The sequence below is a fragment of the Bifidobacterium choloepi genome (assembly GCF_010667615.1).
GTDB classification, from domain to species: Bacteria; Actinomycetota; Actinomycetes; order Actinomycetales; family Bifidobacteriaceae; genus Bifidobacterium; species Bifidobacterium choloepi.
The window spans coordinates 157,404-179,514 of record NZ_VYSG01000001.1 but is presented as its reverse complement, the minus strand read 5'-3'; the positions used below and the strand labels follow the sequence as shown (position 1 = coordinate 179,514).

15 protein-coding genes are annotated in these 22,111 nt (G+C 65.6%); 11 read left to right on the top strand and 4 right to left on the bottom strand.

All coding sequences use genetic code 11. The features are described 5' to 3' along the window. The first annotated feature begins 83 nt into the window (after nucleotides 1-83). From gltB to F6S87_RS00790, 3 genes are all read left to right on the top strand, one after another. Nucleotides 84-4,652, top strand: coding sequence for a glutamate synthase large subunit (gene gltB / locus F6S87_RS00800; protein ID WP_163226785.1), 4,569 nt, complete (start codon nucleotides 84-86; stop codon nucleotides 4,650-4,652). Nucleotide 4,653: 1 nt separating this feature from the next. Next, the gene (locus F6S87_RS00795) at nucleotides 4,654-6,192 is read left to right on the top strand and encodes a glutamate synthase subunit beta (RefSeq protein ID WP_163226784.1); all 1,539 of its coding nucleotides are present in this window, start codon (nucleotides 4,654-4,656) and stop codon (nucleotides 6,190-6,192) included. Between the two features lie 208 nt (nucleotides 6,193-6,400). Next, nucleotides 6,401-6,865, top strand: a complete 465-nt coding sequence (locus F6S87_RS00790) for a tripartite tricarboxylate transporter TctB family protein (RefSeq protein WP_163226783.1) — start codon at nucleotides 6,401-6,403, stop codon at nucleotides 6,863-6,865. Between the two features lie 85 nt (nucleotides 6,866-6,950). Here the strand turns inward: F6S87_RS00790 and F6S87_RS00785 are convergent, their stop codons facing one another. Further along, on the bottom strand, nucleotides 6,951-7,472 hold the full coding sequence (locus F6S87_RS00785) for a peroxiredoxin (protein WP_163226782.1): 522 nt from the start codon (nucleotides 7,470-7,472) through the stop codon (nucleotides 6,951-6,953). Nucleotides 7,473-7,634: 162 nt separating this feature from the next. On the opposite strand from F6S87_RS00785, the gene glgA reads away from it, so the two are divergent. The 7 genes from glgA (at nucleotide 7,635) to F6S87_RS00750 (ending at nucleotide 18,191) form a co-directional block, all read left to right on the top strand. Next, nucleotides 7,635-8,906: a glycogen synthase gene (gene glgA / locus F6S87_RS00780; RefSeq protein ID WP_163226781.1), complete on the top strand. Its 1,272-nt coding sequence runs from the start codon at nucleotides 7,635-7,637 to the stop codon at nucleotides 8,904-8,906. A 74-nt stretch (nucleotides 8,907-8,980) separates the two neighbouring features. Beyond that, nucleotides 8,981-9,835: an ABC transporter ATP-binding protein gene (locus F6S87_RS00775; RefSeq protein ID WP_163226780.1), complete on the top strand. Its 855-nt coding sequence runs from the start codon at nucleotides 8,981-8,983 to the stop codon at nucleotides 9,833-9,835. 80 nt (nucleotides 9,836-9,915) lie between these two features. Further along, on the top strand, nucleotides 9,916-11,037 hold the full coding sequence (locus tag F6S87_RS00770) for a tRNA (adenine-N1)-methyltransferase (protein ID WP_163226779.1): 1,122 nt from the start codon (nucleotides 9,916-9,918) through the stop codon (nucleotides 11,035-11,037). Nucleotides 11,038-11,046: 9 nt separating this feature from the next. Next, on the top strand, nucleotides 11,047-11,598 hold the full coding sequence (locus F6S87_RS00765) for a SixA phosphatase family protein (protein ID WP_163226778.1): 552 nt from the start codon (nucleotides 11,047-11,049) through the stop codon (nucleotides 11,596-11,598). 128 nt (nucleotides 11,599-11,726) lie between these two features. Next, complete coding sequence (metE, locus tag F6S87_RS00760; protein ID WP_163226777.1) at nucleotides 11,727-14,036, top strand: 5-methyltetrahydropteroyltriglutamate--homocysteine S-methyltransferase; 2,310 nt, start codon at nucleotides 11,727-11,729, stop codon at nucleotides 14,034-14,036. Between the two features lie 11 nt (nucleotides 14,037-14,047). Then, nucleotides 14,048-14,890: a methylenetetrahydrofolate reductase [NAD(P)H] gene (metF, locus tag F6S87_RS00755; protein WP_163226776.1), complete on the top strand. Its 843-nt coding sequence runs from the start codon at nucleotides 14,048-14,050 to the stop codon at nucleotides 14,888-14,890. A gap of 67 nt (nucleotides 14,891-14,957) precedes the next feature. Beyond that, nucleotides 14,958-18,191 carry a bifunctional [glutamine synthetase] adenylyltransferase/[glutamine synthetase]-adenylyl-L-tyrosine phosphorylase gene (locus tag F6S87_RS00750; protein WP_163226775.1) on the top strand — a complete coding sequence of 1,078 codons (3,234 nt, stop codon included), beginning with the start codon at nucleotides 14,958-14,960 and terminating at the stop codon, nucleotides 18,189-18,191. Between the two features lie 16 nt (nucleotides 18,192-18,207). Here the strand turns inward: F6S87_RS00750 and F6S87_RS00745 are convergent, their stop codons facing one another. The 3 genes from F6S87_RS00745 to F6S87_RS00735 form a co-directional block, all read right to left on the bottom strand. After that, complete coding sequence (locus F6S87_RS00745; protein ID WP_163226774.1) at nucleotides 18,208-18,894, bottom strand: hypothetical protein; 687 nt, start codon at nucleotides 18,892-18,894, stop codon at nucleotides 18,208-18,210. A gap of 290 nt (nucleotides 18,895-19,184) precedes the next feature. Further along, nucleotides 19,185-19,670 (bottom strand): FtsZ/tubulin family protein, encoded by a 486-nt coding sequence (locus F6S87_RS00740; RefSeq protein ID WP_163226773.1) that lies wholly within the window; start codon nucleotides 19,668-19,670, stop codon nucleotides 19,185-19,187. A gap of 171 nt (nucleotides 19,671-19,841) precedes the next feature. Next, nucleotides 19,842-20,591 carry a hypothetical protein gene (locus tag F6S87_RS00735; RefSeq protein WP_163226772.1) on the bottom strand — a complete coding sequence of 250 codons (750 nt, stop codon included), beginning with the start codon at nucleotides 20,589-20,591 and terminating at the stop codon, nucleotides 19,842-19,844. 205 nt (nucleotides 20,592-20,796) lie between these two features. Between F6S87_RS00735 and F6S87_RS00730 the strand changes: the two genes are divergently transcribed. Further along, entirely contained in the window at nucleotides 20,797-22,101 is a 1,305-nt protein-coding gene (locus F6S87_RS00730; RefSeq protein ID WP_163226771.1) for an AAA family ATPase, read from the top strand. Nucleotides 22,102-22,111 lie beyond the last annotated feature (10 nt).

The following is a 22,111-nucleotide window of genomic DNA, read 5'->3' as shown; positions in this document are numbered from 1 at the left end:
CTTGGCGCCCCGGCGGGTTCGCTAGTCTGTGAAGGCAATTTGTGCCGGCCCGGCCGGCACGTGACCAAAGAGAGGTGATAGAGGTGACATTTGGAGCCCCGCTAGACTTGACGGTCCATCGTCCCGATGGACTGTACGATCCGGCCGCCGAGCACGATGCCTGCGGCGTGGGCATGGTCACGACGCTGAACGGCAAGCCCGAACGCAGGATTGTCGAGGACGCGATCGAGGTGCTCGTGAACCTCAACCACCGCGGCGCCGTCGGCGCCGAGGAGAACACCGGCGACGGCGCCGGCATCCTGATGAGCATGCCCGATGAATTCATGCGAGCGACGGTCGACGTCGAGTTGCCGGAGCCGGGCCACTATGCCGCCGGCATCGCGTTCCTCGACCGCGACATCGCCACGTCCGGCCAGCAGGAGCAGGCCATCGCCGCGATTGCCGCCGAGGAGGGCCTCGAAGTGCTCGCCTGGCGCGTGGTGCCGACGAATCCGGACGGCCTGGGGCTGCAGGCGCTGGCCAGCATGCCGGGCTTCAAGACGCTTGTCCTCGCCGACCCCGAACGCAAGCTCGCCGGCATCGACCTCGACCGCAGGACGTTCCGCGTGCGCAAGCGCGTGGAGCACGAAGTCGGCGTCTACTTCGCGTCGCTCTCGTCCCGCACGATCACCTACAAGGGCATGCTGACGACAATGCAGCTCGTCCCGTTCTTCCCGGACCTGTCCGACGAGCGCATGAAGGCGACGATCGCCACCGTCCATTCGCGTTTCTCGACGAACACGTTCCCGAGCTGGCCGCTGGCCCAGCCGTTCCGCCTGCTCGCCCACAACGGCGAGATCAACACGATCCAGGGCAACCGCAACTGGCTCAAGGCCCGCGAAGGCAGCCTCGACTCGCCGCTGCTCGGCGACATCAAGGACCTGCTGCCGATCCTGACGCCCGGCTACTCGGATTCCGGCAGCTTCGACGAGGTCCTCGAGCTGCTGCACCTCGCCGGCCGCTCGCTGCCGCACGCCATCCTGATGATGGTGCCGCCGGCCTGGGAGAAGGATCCCGACCTCGACCCCGACGTCCGCGCCTTCTACGAATACAACAACACGCTGATCGAGCCATGGGACGGTCCGGCCGACATCATCTTCACCGACGGCACGCTCGTCGGCGCCGTGCTCGACCGCAACGGTTTCCGCCCCGGCCGCTGGCAGGTGACGAAGGACGGCTACGTCGTCCTCGCCTCCGAAGCCGGCGTGCTCCCGCAGACGCCGGACGAGAACATCGCCGCCAAGGGCAGGCTCGAGCCGGGCAGGATGTTCCTCGTGGACACCGCCGCCGGACGAATCGTCCCCGACGACGAAATCAAGCAGAAGCTCGCCCACCAGCATCCGTACCGCCAGTGGATCGACGGCAACACCGTCGGCATGGAGGAACTGCCGGCGCGCGAGCACATCAACTACAACAACCACTCGGTCGTCCGCCGCCAGCGCGCGTTCGGCTACACCGAGGAAGACCTGAAGATCGTCCTGACGCCAATGGCCAACACCGGCAAGGAGCCGCTCGGCTCGATGGGCAACGACACCCCGCTGTCGGTGCTGTCCGGACGCAGCCGCATGCTGTTCGACTACTTCCAGCAGAAGTTCGCGCAGGTCACGAACCCGCCGCTCGACTGGGAACGCGAGAAGATCGTCACGTCGCTCGAATCGGCGATCGGTCCCGAGCCGAACCTGCTCGAGGACTCGCCGCTGCACGCCAAGAAGATCCTCATCCCGCAGCCGGTGCTCGACTCGGTCCAGATGAGCCAGCTGAAGCGACTCGACCGCGCGAAGGAACTCGACGGCTACTACCGGCCGTACGTCGTCAAGGGCCTGTACCAGGTCGACGGCGGCGGCAAGGCGCTGCGCGAGCGCATGGCGGAAATCTACGCGGAAATCGACGCGGCGATCGCCGACGGCAAGAACTTCCTGATCCTGTCCGACCGCGACTCGAACCACACGTGGGCGCCGATCCCGTCGCTGCTGCTGACGAGCGCCGTCCAGCACCATCTCGTCGACAACCACAACCGCACGAAGATCTCGATGGTCGTCGAGACCGGCGACGTGCGCGAGATCCACCACGTCGCGCTGCTCATCGCCTACGGCGCGGCCGCCGTCAACCCGTACCTGGCGCTCGACTCGGTCGAGGAGCTGGCGCGCGACGGCTACGTGTCCGTGCCGCCGGAGCGAGCCGTCGAGAACCTCAAGAAGGCACTGTCGACCGGCGTGCTCAAGATCATGTCGAAGATGGGCGTCTCGACGATCATGTCGTACCGCGGCGCCCAGCTGTTCGAGGCCGTCGGCCTCGACGACGAGGTCATCGACGACTACTTCGCCGGCACCGTCTCGCGCGTCTCCGGCGCCTTGCTCGACGATCTCGCCGAGGAAGTCGCCATCCGCCACCGCGTGGCCTATCCGACCCAGTGGACGGCGACACCGCACCGCCAGTTGCGCACCGGCGGCGACTACAAGTGGCGTCGCACCGGCGAGGACCACCTTAACGATCCCGAGGCGATTTTCCTGCTGCAGCAGTCGACGCAGCGCGGCGACTACGACATGTTCAAGCAGTATTCGCACCACATCAACGACACGTCGAACCGCCTGATGACGCTGCGCGGCCTGATGAAGTTCACGCCGACCAGGAAGCCGGTCGACATCTCCGAAGTCGAGCCGGCCACCGAGATCGTCAAGCGCTTCTCGACCGGCGCGATGTCGTACGGCTCCATCTCGCAGGAAGCCCACGAGACGCTCGCCATCGCGATGAACACGATCGGCGCCCGCTCGAATTCCGGCGAGGGCGGCGAATCGCTCGACCGCCTCGTCGACCCGCTGCGCTGCTCGAAGATCAAGCAGATCGCGTCGGCCCGCTTCGGCGTGACGTCGAACTACCTCGTCCACGCCACCGACCTGCAGATCAAGCTCGCCCAGGGCGCCAAGCCGGGCGAGGGCGGCCACCTGCCGGGAGCCAAGGTACCGCCGTGGATCGCGAAGGTCCGCCACGCGACGCCGGGCACCGAGCTGATCTCGCCGCCGCCGCACCACGACATCTACTCGATCGAGGACCTCAAGCAGCTCATCAACGACGCGAAGATGAGCAATCCGAAGGCCCGCGTCCATGTCAAGCTCGTCTCCGAGTTCGGCGTCGGCACGATCGCGGCCGGCGTGGCCAAGTGCCATGCCGACGTCGTGCTGATCTCCGGCTATGACGGCGGCACCGGCGCGGCCCCGCTCAACGCCATCCGCCATGCCGGCACGCCGTGGGAGATCGGCCTGTCGGAAACGCAGCAGACGCTGATCCTCAACGGCCTGCGCTCCCGCGTCACCGTCCAGTGCGACGGCGAGCTCAAGACCGGCCGCGACGTTGTCGTCGCCGCGCTGCTCGGCGCCGAGGAATTCGGCTTCGCGACAGCCGCGCTGATCGTCGAGGGCTGCGTGATGATGCGCGCATGCCAGAAGAACACGTGCCCGCAGGGCGTCGCCACGCAGGATCCGGAGCTGCGCGCCCGGTTCACCGGCAAGCCCGAACACGTCATCAACTTCTTCATGTTCATCGCCGAGGAAGTGCGCGAGATCCTCGCGCAGCTCGGCTTCAGGACGCTCGAGGAAGCCGTCGGACACGTCGAGTGCCTCGACCAGGACGAGGCCGTGCGTCGCTGGAAGTCGGAAGGCATCGACCTGACGAACGTGCTGATGCAGCCGGGCCCGGTGCCGGGCACCGTCCTGCACAAGACGATCGACCAGAACCACGAGCTCGACAAGGCGCTCGACAACAAGCTCGTCGCGCTGGCCGAACCGGCCCTGAAGCGCAAGGAGAAGGTGACGATCGACCTGCCGATCCGCAACGTCAACCGCACGCTCGGCACGATGGTCGGTTACGAGATCACGAAGGCGTACGGCGAGGACGGCCTGCCGGACGACACGATCGACATGACGCTGCACGGTTCCGGCGGCCAGTCGATCGGCGCGTTCATTCCGCGCGGCGAGACGCTGCGGATTGTCGGCGAGGTCAACGACTACGCCGGCAAGGGCCTGTCCGGCGGACGCATCGTCGTCAAGGCGCCGGCCAACGTCACGTTCGATCCGCACGAGAACGTCATCGCCGGCAACGTCACCGGCTTCGGCGCGACGAGCGGCCAGATGTTCGTTGCCGGCCGCGCCGGCGAACGCTTCGGCGTGCGCAACGGCGGCGCGACGTTCGTCGTCGAGGGCGTCGGCGACCACGGCTGCGAATACATGACCGGCGGCACCGTCGTCGTGCTCGGCCCGACCGGCCGCAACTTCGGCGCCGGCTTCTCCGGCGGCCACTGCTACGTCCTCGACCTCGACATGGACAAGGTCAATCCGGACGCCCGCGCCGGCGCGCTGCTGTTCGAGAAGCTGGACGATTCGACCGCGACGGTCGTGCGGGCGCTTGTCGCGCAGCACGCGAAGGAGACCGGCTCGGCGTTCGCCGGAACGCTGCTCGCCGACTGGGACAACGCCCGCGCGCGCTTCACGCACGTCGTGCCGAAGACCTATGTCGCGATGACCGAGGCGATGGAACAGGCCGAGGCCGACCACGTCGATTTCAACGAACCAGGCGTCTGGGACCAGACCTACGCCGCCGTGATGGAAGGAGCCCGCTGACATGGCTGACCCACGTGGATTTCTCAAGGTGCGCACCCGCCACGAGCTGGCCGAACGCCCCGTCGACGAGCGCATCCATGACTGGAACGACGTCCATGCCGAACAGGGCCTGCAGCCGTGGACGCAGCAGCAGGCCGCCCGCTGCATGGACTGCGGAACGCCGTTCTGCATGACCGGCTGTCCGCTCGGCAACCTCATTCCCGAATGGAACGACCTGGTCCGCCAGGGCCAGTGGGAGGACGCCTACAACCGCCTGTCGATGACGAACAACTTCCCGGAAGTCACCGGCCGCATCTGCCCGGCACTGTGCGAAAGCGCCTGCGTGCTCGGCATTCACCAGCCGCCGACGATGATCAAGAACGACGAGTGCACGATCATCGACCAGGCCTGGGAACTCGAGATCGTCAAGCCCCTGCCGCCGCAGCGCATCTCCGACCAGACCGTCGCCGTCGTCGGCTCCGGTCCGGCCGGACTGGCCTGCGCCCAGCAGCTGACCCGCGCCGGCCACACCGTCGTCGTCTACGAACGCGACGACGCGATCGGCGGCCTGATGCGCTACGGCATTCCGAACTTCAAGCTCGACAAGACGATCCTCGACCGCCGCGTGGAGCAGATGAAGGCCGAGGGCACGGTGTTCCGCACGAACACCGAGATCGGCAAGGACATCTCGTGGGACGAGCTGCGCGCCCGCTACGACGCCGTCGTCGTCGCGATCGGCTCGACGGTGCCGCGCGACATGAGCCTGCCGGGCCGGCAGATGAACGGCATCCACTTCGCGATGGAGTTCCTGCCGGACGCCACGCGCCGCGTCTACGGCGTGGAGCCGGTCAACGACATCACCGCGAAGGACAAGCACGTCGTCATCATCGGCGGCGGTGACACCGGCTCCGACTGCCTCGGCACGTCGATCCGCCAGGGCGCCAGGGACGTCACGGTGCTGCAGATCATGCCGAAGGAACCGGCCACGCGCCCCGACAACCAGCCGTGGCCGACGTTCGCCCGTCTCTATCAGGAAACCTCCTCGATGGAGGAGGGCGGCGAGTACGTCTACAACACCGACTCCGTCAACTTCGTCGGCGAGACCGACGAGGACGCCGCGAAGATCACCGTCGAGACCGGCACGGCGACCGAGGGTTTCGTCGCCGACGAGCACGGTCACGTCACCGGCCTGAAGGTCGTCTCGGTCGCGCCGGGCGACGACGGTCCGTTCACCCGCCAGCCGGGCACCGAAAGGATCATTCCGGCCGACCTCGTGCTGATTTCCGTCGGCTTCCTGCACCCGGACACCGCGACGCTCGAGGAACAGCTGCCGGTCGACCTCGACGGGCGCGGCAACGTCGCCCGCGACGACATGTTCCAGACATCGCAGGACGGCGTCTTCGCGTGCGGCGACGCCGGACGCGGCCAGTCGCTCGTCGTCTGGGCCATCGCCGAGGGCCGCTCGTGCGCGGCCGCCGTCGACAACTACCTGATGGGCTCCACCGAGCTGCCGGCGCCGATCGTCGCCAGCGCCCGCGGCATGACGCTGCCGCGCAGGTAATCCGCAGGGACTGCCCGGCTGCATCCGCCCGCTTCTCCCCGATGTCGTGAACCCGAGCCCGCAGGCTCGGGTTCACGACATCGGCAGGGGAGAGGACGGCATGTGGTCGGAGGAATCGTGTTCCGTGGTCCTTGCGTTTGCTAGTATCTTTCCAGAAACCAGTACTATGGTGAGCTGGAACTGATGAGTGTACAAAGGAGAACTGATCATGCCTAACCGTGCCGAACGCCGAGCAGCCGCCAGGAAGGGGAAAGGCGGCGTCCCGAAGCAGTATGATGCGACGAAGGGTCGCGCCCGCTCCGGCATGATCGACGAAACCGGACTGCAGGACAAGTCCGTACGTATCCAGCAGAAGGAAGAGGAGTGGACGCCGACGAGCTCCGAGCTCAAGGCCGAGGAAGTCCGCGCGATGGACACCGACCCGAACGACTACGATCCCCAGAAGGTCATCAAGGCGCCGCACTCCGCCCGCCAGGTCTGCAGGATCATCACCTGGTGCGTCATTGTGCTGTCGGCGATCATGTTCTTCATCGTCATGTGGCTGCCGAACCACCCGACCTGGTCGATCATCACCGTGTCCGCCGTCTTCGCCGTCGGCGTGCTGTCGCTGTTCTTCGATGCCGGCGACTGGCACAACAACCCCAATCTCGACCAGAACGGCACCGCCGTCTGATTCCCGGCCACATGCGCGGCATACGAAAGATGCCCGCGGAACCTTGGTTCCGCGGGCATCTTTCGTATGCCGAATGGGCTACCGGTTACTTCTCGAGCTTCTTCAGTTCGGCGAGCAGGCGGTCGACGTGACCCTTCGCGTCGACGCCGTACTCGGCGATGACGATCTTGCCGTTGCCGTCGATGACGAAGGTCGAGCGGGTGCACTCGTATTCCTTCTTGCCGTCGACCATCGTCTCCTTGACCGCGCCGTACAGCTCGTGGGCCTTGTAGTGCGGATCGGAGAGCAGCGTGAACGTCAGGTTGTTCTTCTCGCGGAACTCCTGCAGGTCGCTCATGTCGTCGCTGGACACGCCGATGACGGTGTAGCCGGCCGCGGACAGGCGCTCGAGGTTGTCGCGGAAGTCGCAGGCCTCGGTCGTGCAGTCCGGAGACATCGCCTTCGGGTAGAAGTAGAGGACGATGTTCTGGTGCTTGAAGTCGGCCAGCGCGTAGTGCTTGTATTCGTCGGATTCCAGTTCGAAGTTCGGCGCGGTCTCGCCCGCCGTCAGATGGACCGGATGCTCATAGGACGGCTTCTCGCCGCCGGGATAGTTTTTATCGCTCATGTCTGCCATCGTAAAGTGGCCGGCCGGCCGTACCGCGCGGTTTTGCGTTCCGCGCAAGCTGGCGGCCGGCGGCGCCTTTCCGTTATTCTGGACGATTCCCGCGGTTTGTAGGCCGGGCGTCCTATATTGCATGCCGTACATTGTTGAACGCGAGGTTGAGTGATGAGGAAAGACAGCGGAACGCCGAGGATCGATTTTCTGACGCGCGAATACCCGCCGACGATCTACGGCGGCGCCGGCGTGCACGCCGAGGAACTGTCGAAGGCGCTGGCCGAGCGGATCGACGTGACGGTCCGCGCGTTCGACGGCCCCCGGCTGGCCGTCGACATTCCGCAGATTCCCGCCGAGGACCCCGCCGGCAGCCTGCGCGTCGTCGGCTATGACGTGCCCGAGGACTTCGCCGACGACAACACGGCGACGAAGACGTTCGCCGTCGACCTGCAGATGGCCGACGACGTCGACGGCGACCTCGTCCACGCCCACACCTGGTACACGTGCCTGGCCGGCCGACTGGCCCAGCAACTGCACGACGTGCCGCTCGTCGTCACCGCGCATTCGATCGAGCCGCAGCGACCGTGGAAGCGCGACCAGCTCGGCGGCGGCTACGAACTGAGCATGTGGGCCGAACGCGAGGCGTTCGAGCACGCCGACCGCATCATCGCCGTCTCCGACGTCATGCGCCGCGGCATCCTCGAGGCCTATCCGGCCGTCGATCCCGAACGCGTCGTCGTCATCCACAACGGCATCACGATCTCCGACTTCACGACGCCCGACGACGACGATCCGGGCTGGGACGTCTTCGACCGCCACGACATCGACCGGGACATGCCGACCGTGCTGTACGTCGGCAGGATGTCGCGCCAGAAGGGCCTGCCGTACCTGCTGGCGGCGCTGCGCTCGGTCAGCTCGGGCGTGCAGGTTGTGCTGTGCGGGGCGGCGCCGGACGCGCCGGAAGCGGCCCGCGACGTGCGCGAGTCGATCAAGCTGCTGCAGAAGGAACGCGGCAACGTCGTCTGGATCGACGAGGTGCCGCCGACCGACGAGCTCAACGCGCTCGAGCACGGCTGCGACGTCTTCGTCGCGCCGAGCCTGTACGAGCCGCTCGCCGTCGGCGTGCTCGAGGCGATGGCCTGCGGGCTGCCCGTCGTCGCCACGCAGGTCGGCAGCATTCCGGAAATCGTCGTCGACGGCGAGACCGGCTTCGTCGTGCCGATCGGCCAGCGCCTCGACGGCAGCTGCGAACCGGCCGACGCCGACACGTTCGTCACCGACCTGGCCACGGCGATCAACCGCATGGTCGAGAATCCGGCCCGGGCCGAGGCCATGGGCATTGCCGGCTACCAGCGCGCCCGCGACCATTTCAGCTGGGAACGCATTGCCGACCAGACCATCCAGGTCTACGAGGAAGTCATCGCCGAACACCGCGGCCTGTGAACCGGAAGAATCGTCCCTTCTACGTTGTGGTCGCCGCAAGCCGCGGGCATGCCCGATGTCGCTAGACTGACGGCATGAACGAAGACAAGGCAGCGGCGACGATTCCCGCGCTGCGGTTCTCCGGCGTCGAATTCCGGCGCCAGCGCCGCACCATCCTGACCGACGTGAACCTCGAGATCCAACCGGGGGAGAAGTGGGTGCTGTTCGGCCCCAACGGCATCGGCAAGTCGACGCTCGTGCAGATGATGGCCACGCGCGCGTTCCCGTCCGACGGCACCGTCGACATCCTCGGCCACCGGCTCGGCAAGGTGAACGTCTTCTCCTACCGCCACCGCATCGGCCTGGGCTCGGCCGAACTGCTGCGCGCGCTGCCCGACGTCGAGGATCCGCTCGACGCCGTCGTCACGGCGCTGACGGCGACGACTGGCCGATGGAAGGACACGTATGGCGACGACGACTACGACGCCGCCCGCGCACTGATGCGCCGGTTCGGCATCGCCTACCTCGAGGGACGCCAGATGTGGCGGCTGTCCGAAGGCGAACGCACGCGCGTGATGATCTGCCGCGCGCTGATGGCCGACCCCGACCTGCTCGTCCTCGACGAGCCGACGACCGGCCTCGACCTCGGCGGCCGCGAGATCGCGCTCAAGGCGCTGGCCGGGATCGGCGCCGAACATTCGGCGCGCGCCGTCGTCCTCGTCACGCACCGGCTCGAGGAAATCCCCGCCGGATTCGACCATGTCGCGATCATGGGACGGCTGTCCGGATCGGAAACGGACGCCGTCGCCGGCCGCGACCCGGCTCCCGGCACGATTCTCTATGCCGGCGACGCGGCAACGGGCTTCACGTCGGAACGACTGTCCGCCGTCTTCGGCCTGCCGCTGACCGTCGAGCATCGCAACGGCCGCTGGAGCGCCTTCGCGAACTGAACCGGCGACGTGCGATATAGTGGGGAAGGTTTGATTCACCGATGTGAAGCGATTCCGGCAGCGCCGGCGAGGGAGGTTCCATGCATCGCGGTCCGTTCAAGGCGGGGGAGAAGGTCCAGTTCACCGACCGGCGGTCGAACAAGATCACCGACCAGCTGGTGCCCGGAGGCCATACGCAGACGGCGCACGGCCTCATCCTCCACGACGACGTCATCGGCGCGGTCGAGGGATCGGTCGTCACGACGGTGACGGCGAAGCGCGAGGCGCAGTTCAACCCCGCCCATCCCGAACGCGACGCGAACAAGCCGTGGAAGGCGGCGCGAGCGATCGGCGGATGGGAATTCTGCGCCATGCGGCCGCGACTGGCCGACTACGTGCTGTCGATGCCGCGCGGCGCGCAGATCATGTATCCGAAGGACATCGCCCAGGTCATCCAGCTCGGCGACATCCGCACCGGCATGCGCGTGCTCGAATCCGGCGCCGGCTCCGGCGCGATGAGCATGAACCTGCTCGACGCCGTCGAGGGCCTTGACGTCGACGGAAACGCCGGCGAGGTGACGACGATCGAGCTGCGCCCCGAGTTCGCGAAGATCGCGATGGCGAACGCGACGCTGTATTTCGGCGCGCGACCCGGCTGGTGGAACCTGCTGACCGGCGATTTCGACTCGGTGGCGGCGACGCTGACCGAACACCATTACGACAGGATCGTCCTCGACATGCTCGACCCGTGGAACCGGCTCGAGCAGGCCCATCGCGTCATCGCGCCCGGCGGCGTGCTGACCTGCTACGTGACGACGACAACGCAGCTGAGCAAGCTGGCCGAGGCGCTGCGCGACAGCGGCCAGTGGACTGAACCCGACGTGCAGGAAACGCTGGAACGCAACTGGAAGGTGCAGGGGCTCGCCGTGCGTCCCGACCACCAGATGATTGGCCACACCGGCTACCTCGTCGTCAGCCGGGCGATGGCCGACGGCTTCGCCGCGCTCAGGAAGCGCGACCGGCCGGCGAAGGACACGACGACCGACATCGATTCGCTGAGCGACGAGGAACGCGCCGAGCAGTGGGACGACCTCGAGCTGCGGGACATTTCCGACCGCAAGCTCGGCAAGGTCCTGCGCGACCTGACACGCCAGATGGATTCGCTCGAGGCCGCCGGTGCCGACGGCGACGACGCCGAAGGCGACGCCGGAAACGGAAAGTGACGGAACGAGATGAACATCAAGAAACTGGCCAAGACCGCCAAGCAGTACCCGTACATCCTGCTCGTCATGCGGCATGCGAAGACCGAGCCGTTCTGTCCGACCGGTGACTTCGACCGCCCCCTGACCGACAAGGGACTCAAGCAGGCGAAGACCATGGCCAAGGGCCTCAGGGAGATGGATCTCGTGCCCGACCAGATGGACGTCTCGTCGGCGCTGCGCGCCCAGCAGACCTGCAACCGCATGCTCAAGGTCTTCGGCGACAAGCCGAAGGTCGACTTCCACAAGTCGCTGTACGAGGACGGCATGCAGTCGGTCTTCGACGACCTGGCCGGCTGCAAGGCGAAACGGCACACGCTGATGATCCTCGGCCACGAGCCGACCGTCTCGATGGCCTGCCAGTGGCTCGCCAATCCCGAATCCGACCAGTCACAGCTCGACCTGCTCAACCTCGGCCTGTCCCCGGCCACCGTCGTCATCTTCGGTTCCTCGATGCCCTTCAACAGCTGGCAACTCCACCAGGCCACCCTCCTCGGCGTCATCACTCCCCGCGACTTCAAGTAGGTGCCGTTTCGGCCTATAAATCGAATTTATGACGACATGCAGATGAGAATGATGGGGGTATAGCGGCGGATTTTTGGTAAGTTGGCCGAGTTGCAATGTTTCGCGTTTCGGAAGGGACAACAGCCATCATGACCGTGCTTACCTCAGTCTCCGGATTCCCCCGCATCGGGCAGAATCGTGAACTCAAGAAAGCCATCGAGGGATTCTGGAAGGGGACCGTGTCCCTTGACGAGATGCGCGGCGTGGCCAGGTCGCTGCGCGTGCGGCACTGGCAACTGCAGGCGTCCGCCGGCATCGACCTGATTCCGAGCAACGACTTCTCCTACTACGACCAGGTCCTCGACACGGCGCTGTTGCTCAACGCGGTGCCGAAGCGCTACCGCGACCTCGGCTTCGACGACTACGAGGAGACGCTGTTCGCGATGGCCCGCGGCTACCAGGGCGAACGCGGCGACGTCACGGCGCTGCCGATGAAGAAGTGGTTCACGACGAACTACCACTACCTCGTGCCGGAACTCGAACCCGGCGCCGACATCCGCCTGGCCGGCACGAAGCCGTTCGACTACTACCTCGAGGCGAAGTCGATCGGCATCCAGACCAAGCCGGTGCTGATCGGCCCGTACACGTTCCTCAAGCTCGCCCGCACGCCGGACGCCGCCGAAGTCGAGCCGACCGCGGAACTCGTCGGCAGGCTCGCCGACGCCTACGGCGAGGCGCTGGAGAAGTTCGCCGACCTCGGCGCCGACTGGGTGCAGCTCGACGAGCCGTTCCTCGTCCTCGACAAGGAGCCGGGCGACATCGCGCTGTTCGAATCGCTCTACAACCGCATCCTGCCGCGCCGCGACGGCACCGGCCTCAAGGTGCTGCTCAACACGTACTTCGGCCACGTCGCCGACGTCTACACGTCGCTGACGGCGCTCGGCTTCGACGGCCTGGGACTCGACCTCAACGAGGGCCGCGAGGAGAACCTCGCCGCCGTGTCCGAATTCGGCGCGCCGGAAAGCCTGACGCTGTTCGCCGGCGTCGTCAACGGCCGCAACATCTGGCGCAACGACTACGCCGAATCGATCGGCCTCGTCGAGGCGCTGCAGCAAGTCAACGGCAACGTCGCCGTCGCGACGGCCAGCTCGCTGCTGCACGTGCCGTTCAGCGCCGAGGGGGAAGACGGACTCGATCCTTCCGTGCTGAAGCATTTCGCGTTCGCCGTCGAGAAGCTGACGGAATTGCGCGACATCGCCGACCTCGTCGAACTCGACGACGGGGAAAAGGCCGCCAATGCCGTCCTCGCCGCCAACCAGGCGCTGTTCGACGGCACGCGCGTGGCCGCCGACGCCGACGTGGCGGCGCGCATCGCGGCCCTCGACGACGCCGACTTCGTCCGCCGTCCGGCCCGCGCCGAACGCCAGCGACTGCAACGCGAGGCGCTCGGGCTGCCGCTGCTGCCGACGACGACGATCGGATCGTTCCCGCAGACGAAGGAAGTACGCGCCGAGCGCGCGAAGCTGCGCAAGGGCGAGATCACCCGGGCCGAATACGACGATTTCATCCGCGGCCAGATCGACGACGTCGTGAAGAAGCAGGAGGAGATCGGCCTCGACGTGCTCGTCCACGGCGAATTCGAACGCAACGACATGGTCGAGTACTTCGGCCAGCACCTCAACGGCTTCCTGTTCACGAAGAACGCCTGGGTGCAGTCGTACGGCACCCGCTGCGTCAAGCCGCCGATCGTCTGGGGCGACGTGTCCCGCGCCGAACCGATCACCGTCGACTGGAGCTCGTACGCCCAGTCGCGCACCGACCATGTCATGAAGGGCATGCTCACCGGTCCGGTGACCATCCTCAACTGGTCGTGGCCGCGCGAGGACATCACGCACGAGGAACAGACGAAGCAGCTCGCCCTCGCCATCCGCGACGAGGTGCTCGACCTCGAGAAGGCCGGCATTCGGGTCATCCAGATCGACGAGGCCGCGTTACGCGAGAAGCTGCCGCTGCGCCGCTCCGACTGGCACAAGAAGTACCTCGACTGGGCCGTTCCGGCGTTCCGACTGGTCCATTCGGCTGTCCAGCCGACCACGCAGATCCACACGCACATGTGTTACTCCGAATTCAACGACATCATCCGCGACATCGACGCGATGGACGCCGACGTCATCTCGTTCGAGGCGTCCCGCGGCGACCTCGTCGTCCTCGACGCCATCCACGACGCGAACTTCGAGACCGAAGCCGGCCCCGGCGTCTACGACATCCACTCGCCGCGCGTGCCGTCCGAGGAGGAAATCGAGGGCCGCATCGGCGAGATCCTCGCCAAGATGGACGTGACGAAGGTCTGGATCAACCCCGACTGCGGCCTCAAGACCCGCGGCAACGAGGAAACCTGGGCGTCGCTGGAGAATCTCGTCGCGGCGACGAAGGCCGTCCGCGCGAAGCTCGGCGAGTAGGGAGGACGACGATGACGGCACCATTGTTCTCGCTCGAGGTTTTTCCGCCGCGGCGCAACGCGTCGATCGGCACGATCTACGACACGCTCGACGGCCTGCAGGGCCTGTCGCCGGCGTTCATCTCGGTGACGTACGGCACCGGCAGGAAGACCGACAAGACGGCGACGGCGAGGATCGCGAACACGATCCGCACCGAATACGGCATCGACGCCGTCGCCCACCTGACGGCCGTCTACCTGTCGAAGGCCGACGTCGACGAGGCGCTCGGGCTGTTCGACGAGGCGAAGGTCTCCGGCGTCCTCGCGCTGCGCGGCGACCGCGACACCGAGCGGCCGCCGGTCGGCGACTTCCGGCACGCCACCGACCTCGTCGCCTACATTCGCGAACGCCGTCCGGACCTGAAGATCTACGGCGCCTGCTATCCGGAGAAGCATCCGGAGGTGGAGACGATGGCGGAGGACGTGCGCCACCTCAGGGAGAAGGTCGACGCCGGCTGCTCGCATCTCGTCTCGCAGCTGTTCTACGACAATGACGACTTCTACCGGTTCCTTGAGATGACGGACGCCGCCGGCATCGACGTGCCGATCGAGGCCGGCGTCATGCCGGTCATGAATCCGAAGTCGGTCGTCAACATGTCGACGAAGTGCGGCAGCAGCCTGCCGCCGGCCGTGCGGCGCATGCTCGAGCGGTGGGGCGACGACCGCGAATCGCTGCGCGCCGCCGGCGTCTGCTACGCGTCGGAGCAGATCGCCGACCTCGTCGCGAACGGCGTCGACGGCGTCCACCTGTACACAATGAACCATCCGAGCGTGACGAGGCGCATCTGGAGCAACGTGCGTCCGCTGTTCTCATGACGCCGGAAGCCGTCGCCGGTGGACGGATACCGCGTTCGGCTGAACCGACGTTGGTAGGGTAGGCAGCATGAACGATTTCGGGGAGCGCGGCGCCGGGCGACCGGTGTCGACGATGGACTTGATCAGGGCGGGCCTGCAGGAGCTCGACGCCGCGAAGGCGCTGCTCGGCGAACTGCGTGACGACGCCGGCTACGGTGGAGCGGCGATCGGCACGTTGCTGGACGCGCTGGCGAAGGCGGACGATCCGGACGTCGCGTTGCGCAACTACGTCGACATCGGCCGCGACCTGGCCAACCAGGGCGTCCGCTTCGACGATCTCGTGCCGGACGATCGCGCTGTCGGACGTATTGTCCGCGTGCTCGGCGCGTCCGACGCGCTCGGCAAGCTGATGAGGTTCCGTCCGGAACTCGTCAGGGCCGCCGCGACCGACGACGACGATTCGGCGCTGTTCAACCGGCGCCAGCGCATCGAGGCGGTCCTTCATGCCATCGAATCCTCGCCGCGGCCCGTCAGCGACGGCGAGCAGCCGGTCGCCGGCCTGCCGCTGGCCGAGGCGGCGACGGCGCTGCGCCGCGAATATCGCCGGCAGCTCGCCGCGATCATGGCCCAGGATGTCTGTGCCGACGATCCGGTCGACTTGCAGCCGCGCGTCTCGCTCGAACTGTCCGACTTGGCCGACGCGGCGCTCGAGGGCGCGCTGGCGATCGCCCGGCGCGAAGTCGCCGGCGCCGACCGCGTGCGCTTCGCGATCATCGGCATGGGCAAGCTCGGCGCACGCGAACTCAACTACGTGTCCGACGTCGACCTGATCTACGTCGTCGAGCCCGCCGCCGGCGACGATCCTCTCGACAACACGGCGCTGACGCGCACCGGCACGAAGATGGCGACAATGCTGCAACGTGCCTGCCAGTCCGTCATCATGGGCGTCGCCGAACCGGTCCTCTGGCAGATCGACGGGGGATTGCGGCCCGAAGGCAAGGACGGCGCGCTGGTGCGCCGGCTTGCCTCGCACGAGGCGTACTACGAGCAGTGGGCCGAGAACTGGGAGTTCCAGGCGCTGCTCAAGGCGCGCGCCGTCGCCGGCGACGAGGCACTTGGCGCCGACTATGTCGCGATGACGCAGCCGTTCGTCTGGACCGCGTCGAAGCGCGAGAACTTCGTCAACGACTGCCAGAAGATGCGCGAACGCGTCGAAGACTTGATTCCGGCGCCGATGAAGGACCGGGAAATCAAGCTCGGTCGCGGCGGCCTGCGCGACGTCGAGTTCACCGTGCAGATCCTGCAGCTCGTCCACGGCCGGTCCGACGAGTCGTTGCGGGTGGCGTCGACGATGGACGCGCTCAAGGCGCTGTCCGAGGGCGGCTACATCTCCCGCGTCCATGCCCGGCAGCTGGCCGAGGACTACCGGTTCGAGCGCGTGCTCGAGCATCGCCAGCAGATGTGGGCGCTCAAGCGCACCCACCTGTTCCCGGACCTCGGCAAGGCCAATGCCGGCGGCCTCGAGAAACCGCGCGACGTCAACGCCGACGAATTGTCCCGCAACGTCGAGATGCACCGGCTGGCCCGCGCGTTCGGCCTGCTGCCCGACGGGCTGCTGGCCCGCTACGACGAGACGCGCCGCGAAGTGCGCCGCCTGCACAACGACATCTACTACCGGCCGATGCTGCCGATCAGCGCCGCCCCCGGCGTCGCCGACGCCATTCCCGGCCCCGACGGCACCGTCGGCAACGGGACGGACAGCGCCATGGCACCGTCCGGAGACCACGTCGCCACGCTGTCCCGCCAGGCCATTCTCGACCGCTACGAATCGATCGGCTTCGCCGACCCCGAATCCGCCATTCGCCATGTCGCCGCGCTGACCGAGGGCGTCACGCGCGCCGCGAAGATCAACAGGATCCTGCTGCCTGCCGTGCTTCGCTGGCTCGGCGAAGGACAGAATCCCGACATGGGCCTGCTGTACTGGCGCAAGCTCGAGGAGCATTTCGGCGGCAAGCACGAATACCTCGGCTTCCTGCGCGACTCGCCGTCAGCCGCCCAGCGCCTGTGCCATGTGCTGTCAAACTCGAGGTTTCTCGGCGACGCCCTCGACAAGTCGCTCGAGTCGATCACGTGGCTCGGCAACGACGACCTGCTGCGGCCACGCGGCCGGGACAGCCTGGACACGCAGTGCGGCGCGATCGTCGCCCGCTATCAGGAATCCGAACGCGAATGCGCGACGGCATTGCGCGCGCTGCGCCGCCACGAAGCCGAACGCATAGGCCTCGGCTGGATGAACGGCGTCGTCGACGAGGCCGACTCGCTGACCGGCATGACCGACGTCTACGACGCGATCATCGACGCCGCGCTGCGCTGGTCGGTCGACTTCCAGCTCGCCGACGACGGTCTCGACGAGGCTCCCGCCACGCTCGCCGTCATCGCGATGGGCCGCTACGGCGGACGCGAAGTCAACTTCAGCTCCGACGCCGACATCATCCTGATCTACCGGCCGACCGGCGACGTCTCGGCCGGCGGCGACGATCCGCACGGCGAAGCCGCCAACCGGTTCGCCCGCAAGGTCGTCGACCGGCTGCGCGCGCTACTGATGGGACCGGTCAGCCTCGAGCCGAAGATCGACCTCGACCTCGACCTGCGCCCCGAAGGCAAGAACGGCCCGCTGGTGCGGTCCTACGCCAGCTGCGAGGAGTACTACCGCTCGTGGTCGAGCACGTGGGAAAGCCAGGCGCTGCTGCGCGCCCGCTTCGCCGCCGGCGACAAGAGCCTCGGCAACGACTTCCTGACGAGGATCGCCAATCCGATGCGCTATCCGGTCGGCGAGCTGACCGACGGCGAACTCGCCGAGATTCGCAAGCTCAAGGCCCGCATGGAAGCCGAACGGCTGCCGCGCGGCGTGCGCCGCGAACGGCACCTGAAGCTCGGCAAGGGCGGCCTGTCCGACGTCGAATGGACAGTCCAGCTATTGCAGCTCGAGCACGCCGGCCACATCGCCGCCCTCAGGACGACGTCGACAATGGCCGCGCTCGACGAGCTCGAACGGCGCAAGATCATCGACGCGGGCGACGCCGTCGCGCTGCGCCGCGCCTGGCACATGTGCACGGCCGCCCGCAACGGCAACTACCTGTGGACCGGCCGCGTGCAGCAGGCCGACATCCTGCCGCACGACATCTACTCGCTCGGCGGCATCGCCGTCTACCTCGGCTACGACGCCAACCATGGCCAGCGATTCGAAAACGACATCATGGCCGTCATGCGCAAGTCCCGCGACGTGTGCGAGCGCCTCTTCTACGGCGACAAGACGGCATAGAAGCGGGAGAGGGAAATCACTTCCCCGGAATATCCGGAATCGTCGTCAGCCCGTTCTTCGGCGCCTCGGTATTCGGGAACCAGTACTTCCACTTCCCGTACGGTTCGGCACCCTCCGCGCCAATGATGTCCTCGAACGCGTCCTTCGGAATGATGGTGTGCAGATCCCGCCCGGAGATCGCCTCGAGCGTGACGCCGCCTTTCTTCAGTGCGTCCATCGCGAACGTCAGGCAGTTGTACTTGACGAGATCGTATTCGGGCGGGTTGGCGGTGGCCTTGTCCGCGTATGCCTTGATCGGCCTCATCGCGGCCGGCGGGACGGCGAACGACAGCGCCGCGTTCATGTGTTCGTTCCAGTAGTTGCCGGGGTTGCCCTGAATGAGCCAGCCGCTCGCCTGGTCGAGATCATCGAGCGTCTCCGGATGCTCCAGCTGCGCCATCAGTCCCGGCGCCCGCAGTTTGTTGCCGTGGCGGTAGAACGAGTACGTCGTCATCGGCCCGTTGAGCTTGTCGGTCAGGCCGAGCACCGTATGCCCCTCGGCGACGGCCGCCTCGAGATTGAACAGCAGGTAGACGTTGCAGTAGTCGTCGGGAATCTGTTCGTCCCGTTGCGTTTCGTCGGCGAGATCGTACGATTCCCGCTCCTGGTCCGCATGCTCCCTCTTGAGCTCCCTGCGTTCCCGACGTGTCAACAGCCTGCTCATGAATCCTCCCCAGCACATGGTCTACTGACGATTCAACCAGAGCAGGGGGTATTCCGCCCTCTGCGAGCGGTCCACCATGTGGCTCCCGCTGGCGGGAGCTGTCAGTGAAGCTGACTGAGGGTGGACCCCCGACGTCGCGAAGCGACGAGAGCGCGCTGGAACGCGAGATGAATTACCGGACGAGACACCGCTGGAACCCCTAATTCCCTCTTTAGAGGGAGTCGGCGAGAGCGCAGCTCGAGCCGGTGGGAGTTCGCAACTCCGCTGGAACGGCACCCTGTCGGATTACTTCACTTGAACGCCACAAGACAAACGTCGACGACGTCCTCATCGTGGAATGCCACTCCCCAGACAACGTTTGGACTTTCACCGCCCTGACTGGCAGCAGCCTGTTCCACCACTTCGACTTCGGCGAGGACGTCGGCCATGGACAGCCGACGGGGGATGGTGACAAAGAGCAGTACTCCCTGTGCGGAAGCGATGTCTTCCAATCCCTCGTCCAGCAGTTCCATGAGCGCGGCTACGGCCGCGAAGGTCTGGCCATGTACATCGAGGTTCCGTGTCCCGTTCCCGATGTACATGGAGGTCACAGGCCCATCCAATATGGCAGCCAAATCCTTAGGTCCAATGTATATGCCTCCGCCTTGTGCGGACATCGTCTGGCTGACGACATCGAAGACCTCCATGGCCGCGTCGATCATATTCGATGTCCGTTCTTCATCCCAGTCATCCAGAAACCGTCGTGCCATGTCGCACCGGAACTCCGCATAGTCCATCGCATGTTCTTTCCCTCGTTGAGTATGTCGTTTCACCATAAAAGGGAGGATTATCCTCGAACCATATCTTCCCGTTTTTTTCTCCACTGAGGAGCCGTAGTGGCACCGTCGCACCCCCATCTTGTCGAAACGTTCAATGCGCAACCGGATTCGTATTGCATGTCATGGCTTCTAGACCAAAAGTTCCTCGACTGGAACGCCGCGGGAAACAAGTTCCAGCAGTCTCCTTGCCTGCGCAAGGCCCTCCTGGCTCCATAATCTGTCGCGCCCATCACGGTACGACTCCAAAATGACCCGCGCATGGACCATGTCTTTGCACTCGGGGCACAGTGCCTTGCCAATGGTCTCCACGAGATCGTTGTATTCACTGATCGTCAGGGTGAAGACCACGTCGCTCGCCGACGAAATCCATGCCACTGCTGGACGGCACAGACTTGCCTGGTCACCCCGAATCTCGACGCTTTGAATGGGACGCCACCGTGGCTTGTCGCCCATAAAAGTCAACCGGCGTACTTCCCAAAAGGAATCGGTCTCCATCCAGGGGGCCAGTACAGCGAGGAAACAGATCTTCTCCGTCAACGATTGGTCCACATTGTCGGCGTGCGCACGAGCTTCCAACCGACTCTCCATCTGCAGCCTGCCGGGAAGGCAGTGGAGAAAGTAACAGAATTCATCGTTGGCAAAGACAGCCCGAGCCAAACCGGATACCGTCAGGGGAATGCCTTTGGCGGAACATTCCCCCTCTTCTGCACTGACTACATCGGCCAACGCGGAACATTGTCGGATTCTCTCAAGCATGGCGGTTTCTGCTCCAAGGCGTATGACGAGTCTGGTGAAGACGTGACCGAAATCGGCCAGTATGGGTTCTTCTCCCTCACATAGCTTGAGCAACTTTTCGCGTGGATAGCTCGGCATCGTCATGTTCCTCTCTAAGACTTCTCTATGGGCAATCTTTCTCCTGTCTTCGTCCCATCATGGCTATCAACGTTCCTTTCGTACCATATGGTTCGATTTCATTTCCGTCCGCATAGACTGTGTTCACTACGGTAACGGTGATGACATCGGCAACAGTCCATCGCCGAACGTTCGCCGCAATACGAGTAGAAAGCAGACAAGGAACATCATCATGCCCCATCGTGAACACGGTCCCGGCAGCGCCGAAGACGTTCTCACCCTGTTGTCGGTATGTGAAGCCACCCATCAGGTACCCGTCATCGTCGGCGCGCCCGGCGTCGGCAAGACGTCGCTGATTCGTCAATGGAGCCACGATCACGGCTACGGCGAGCCAATCTGCGTCGTCGGCGGCGATCTCGATCCGACCGACGTCACCGGCATTCCCTACCCGCAGGACGGGAACCTCACGTTGCTCCGTCCCGTCTTCCAACAGCGCGCAATGGACGACGAGCGCCACGTCCTCTTCTTCGACGAGTTCTCGAACACTCCCCGCGCCGTGCAGGCGAGCCTGCTGAAAATCCTCGGGGAACGGGTCTTCGCCGACGGGTCGCCCATTTCGGACAACGTCATGGTGATCGGTGCGATGAATGCGGACGATTCTGCCGTCGACTACACGCCCATCGGTCTGCCGATGGTCAACCGTCTCGTCTTCATGTCCTACTGGCCCGGTGACCGGTTCGTCTCCGAGGGCATCTCGAGCGGATGGGGACGGTACACGGCTCTTCCCGCCCAGGACGAATACGACGAGCAGGATTGCGAGCGCAACATAGCCGAGTATGGCGAACAATGGCACCAGTTGATCGGTCGGTTCCTGCGTGCGAACTCGGCGCAGATCCTGCGCTATCCCGACGTCATCGACCGGGGTCGTGCCGGCCAGGCGGAGGCTGTCTACCAGGTCGACAGCGAGCACGATCCCAACGAGTTGTGGGTCATGGCGAATTGCTGGGCGTCTCCGCGGTCGTGGACCAACGTCGCCGACATGCTGGCGGCTCTGGGCCCAACGGGTGAACTGGGGCCAATCCAACAGCGCATTCTGCGCGGCACCGTAGGTCTTCAGGGCGCCACGCTCTTTGCGGATTTCATTCATCAGGAAGATGCCGTCAAGCCGGAAGCTCTCCTCCGGAATCCCACGCTCATTGACTGGCAGAATGGCTCCCTCAACGAGATCACTGAAGCCGAAAACCACGTCGTTGCCTATCTGTCACAGTGCAACGGCAAGGACGGACGGCCCGGCATAAGCGACGTCATCAACTACTTCAACGCGGCCGCCGGCACTGGAGACTGGAAGGGACACAAAGTACCGGGCATGAGCCGCTACGTCGCCAAGGACATTAGCGCCAAGACCGCGTCGTATCGGACCATGGCGGATCTGGCGTCCAGTCAGGGACTGGACGCCGAATTCTCGAGCGCCAGAATAAGTTGGCTCGAAGCCTTCGCCATCGTCGACGGCACGATGGAAAACACGTTGCGCCAGTAGGAGAGTGGAA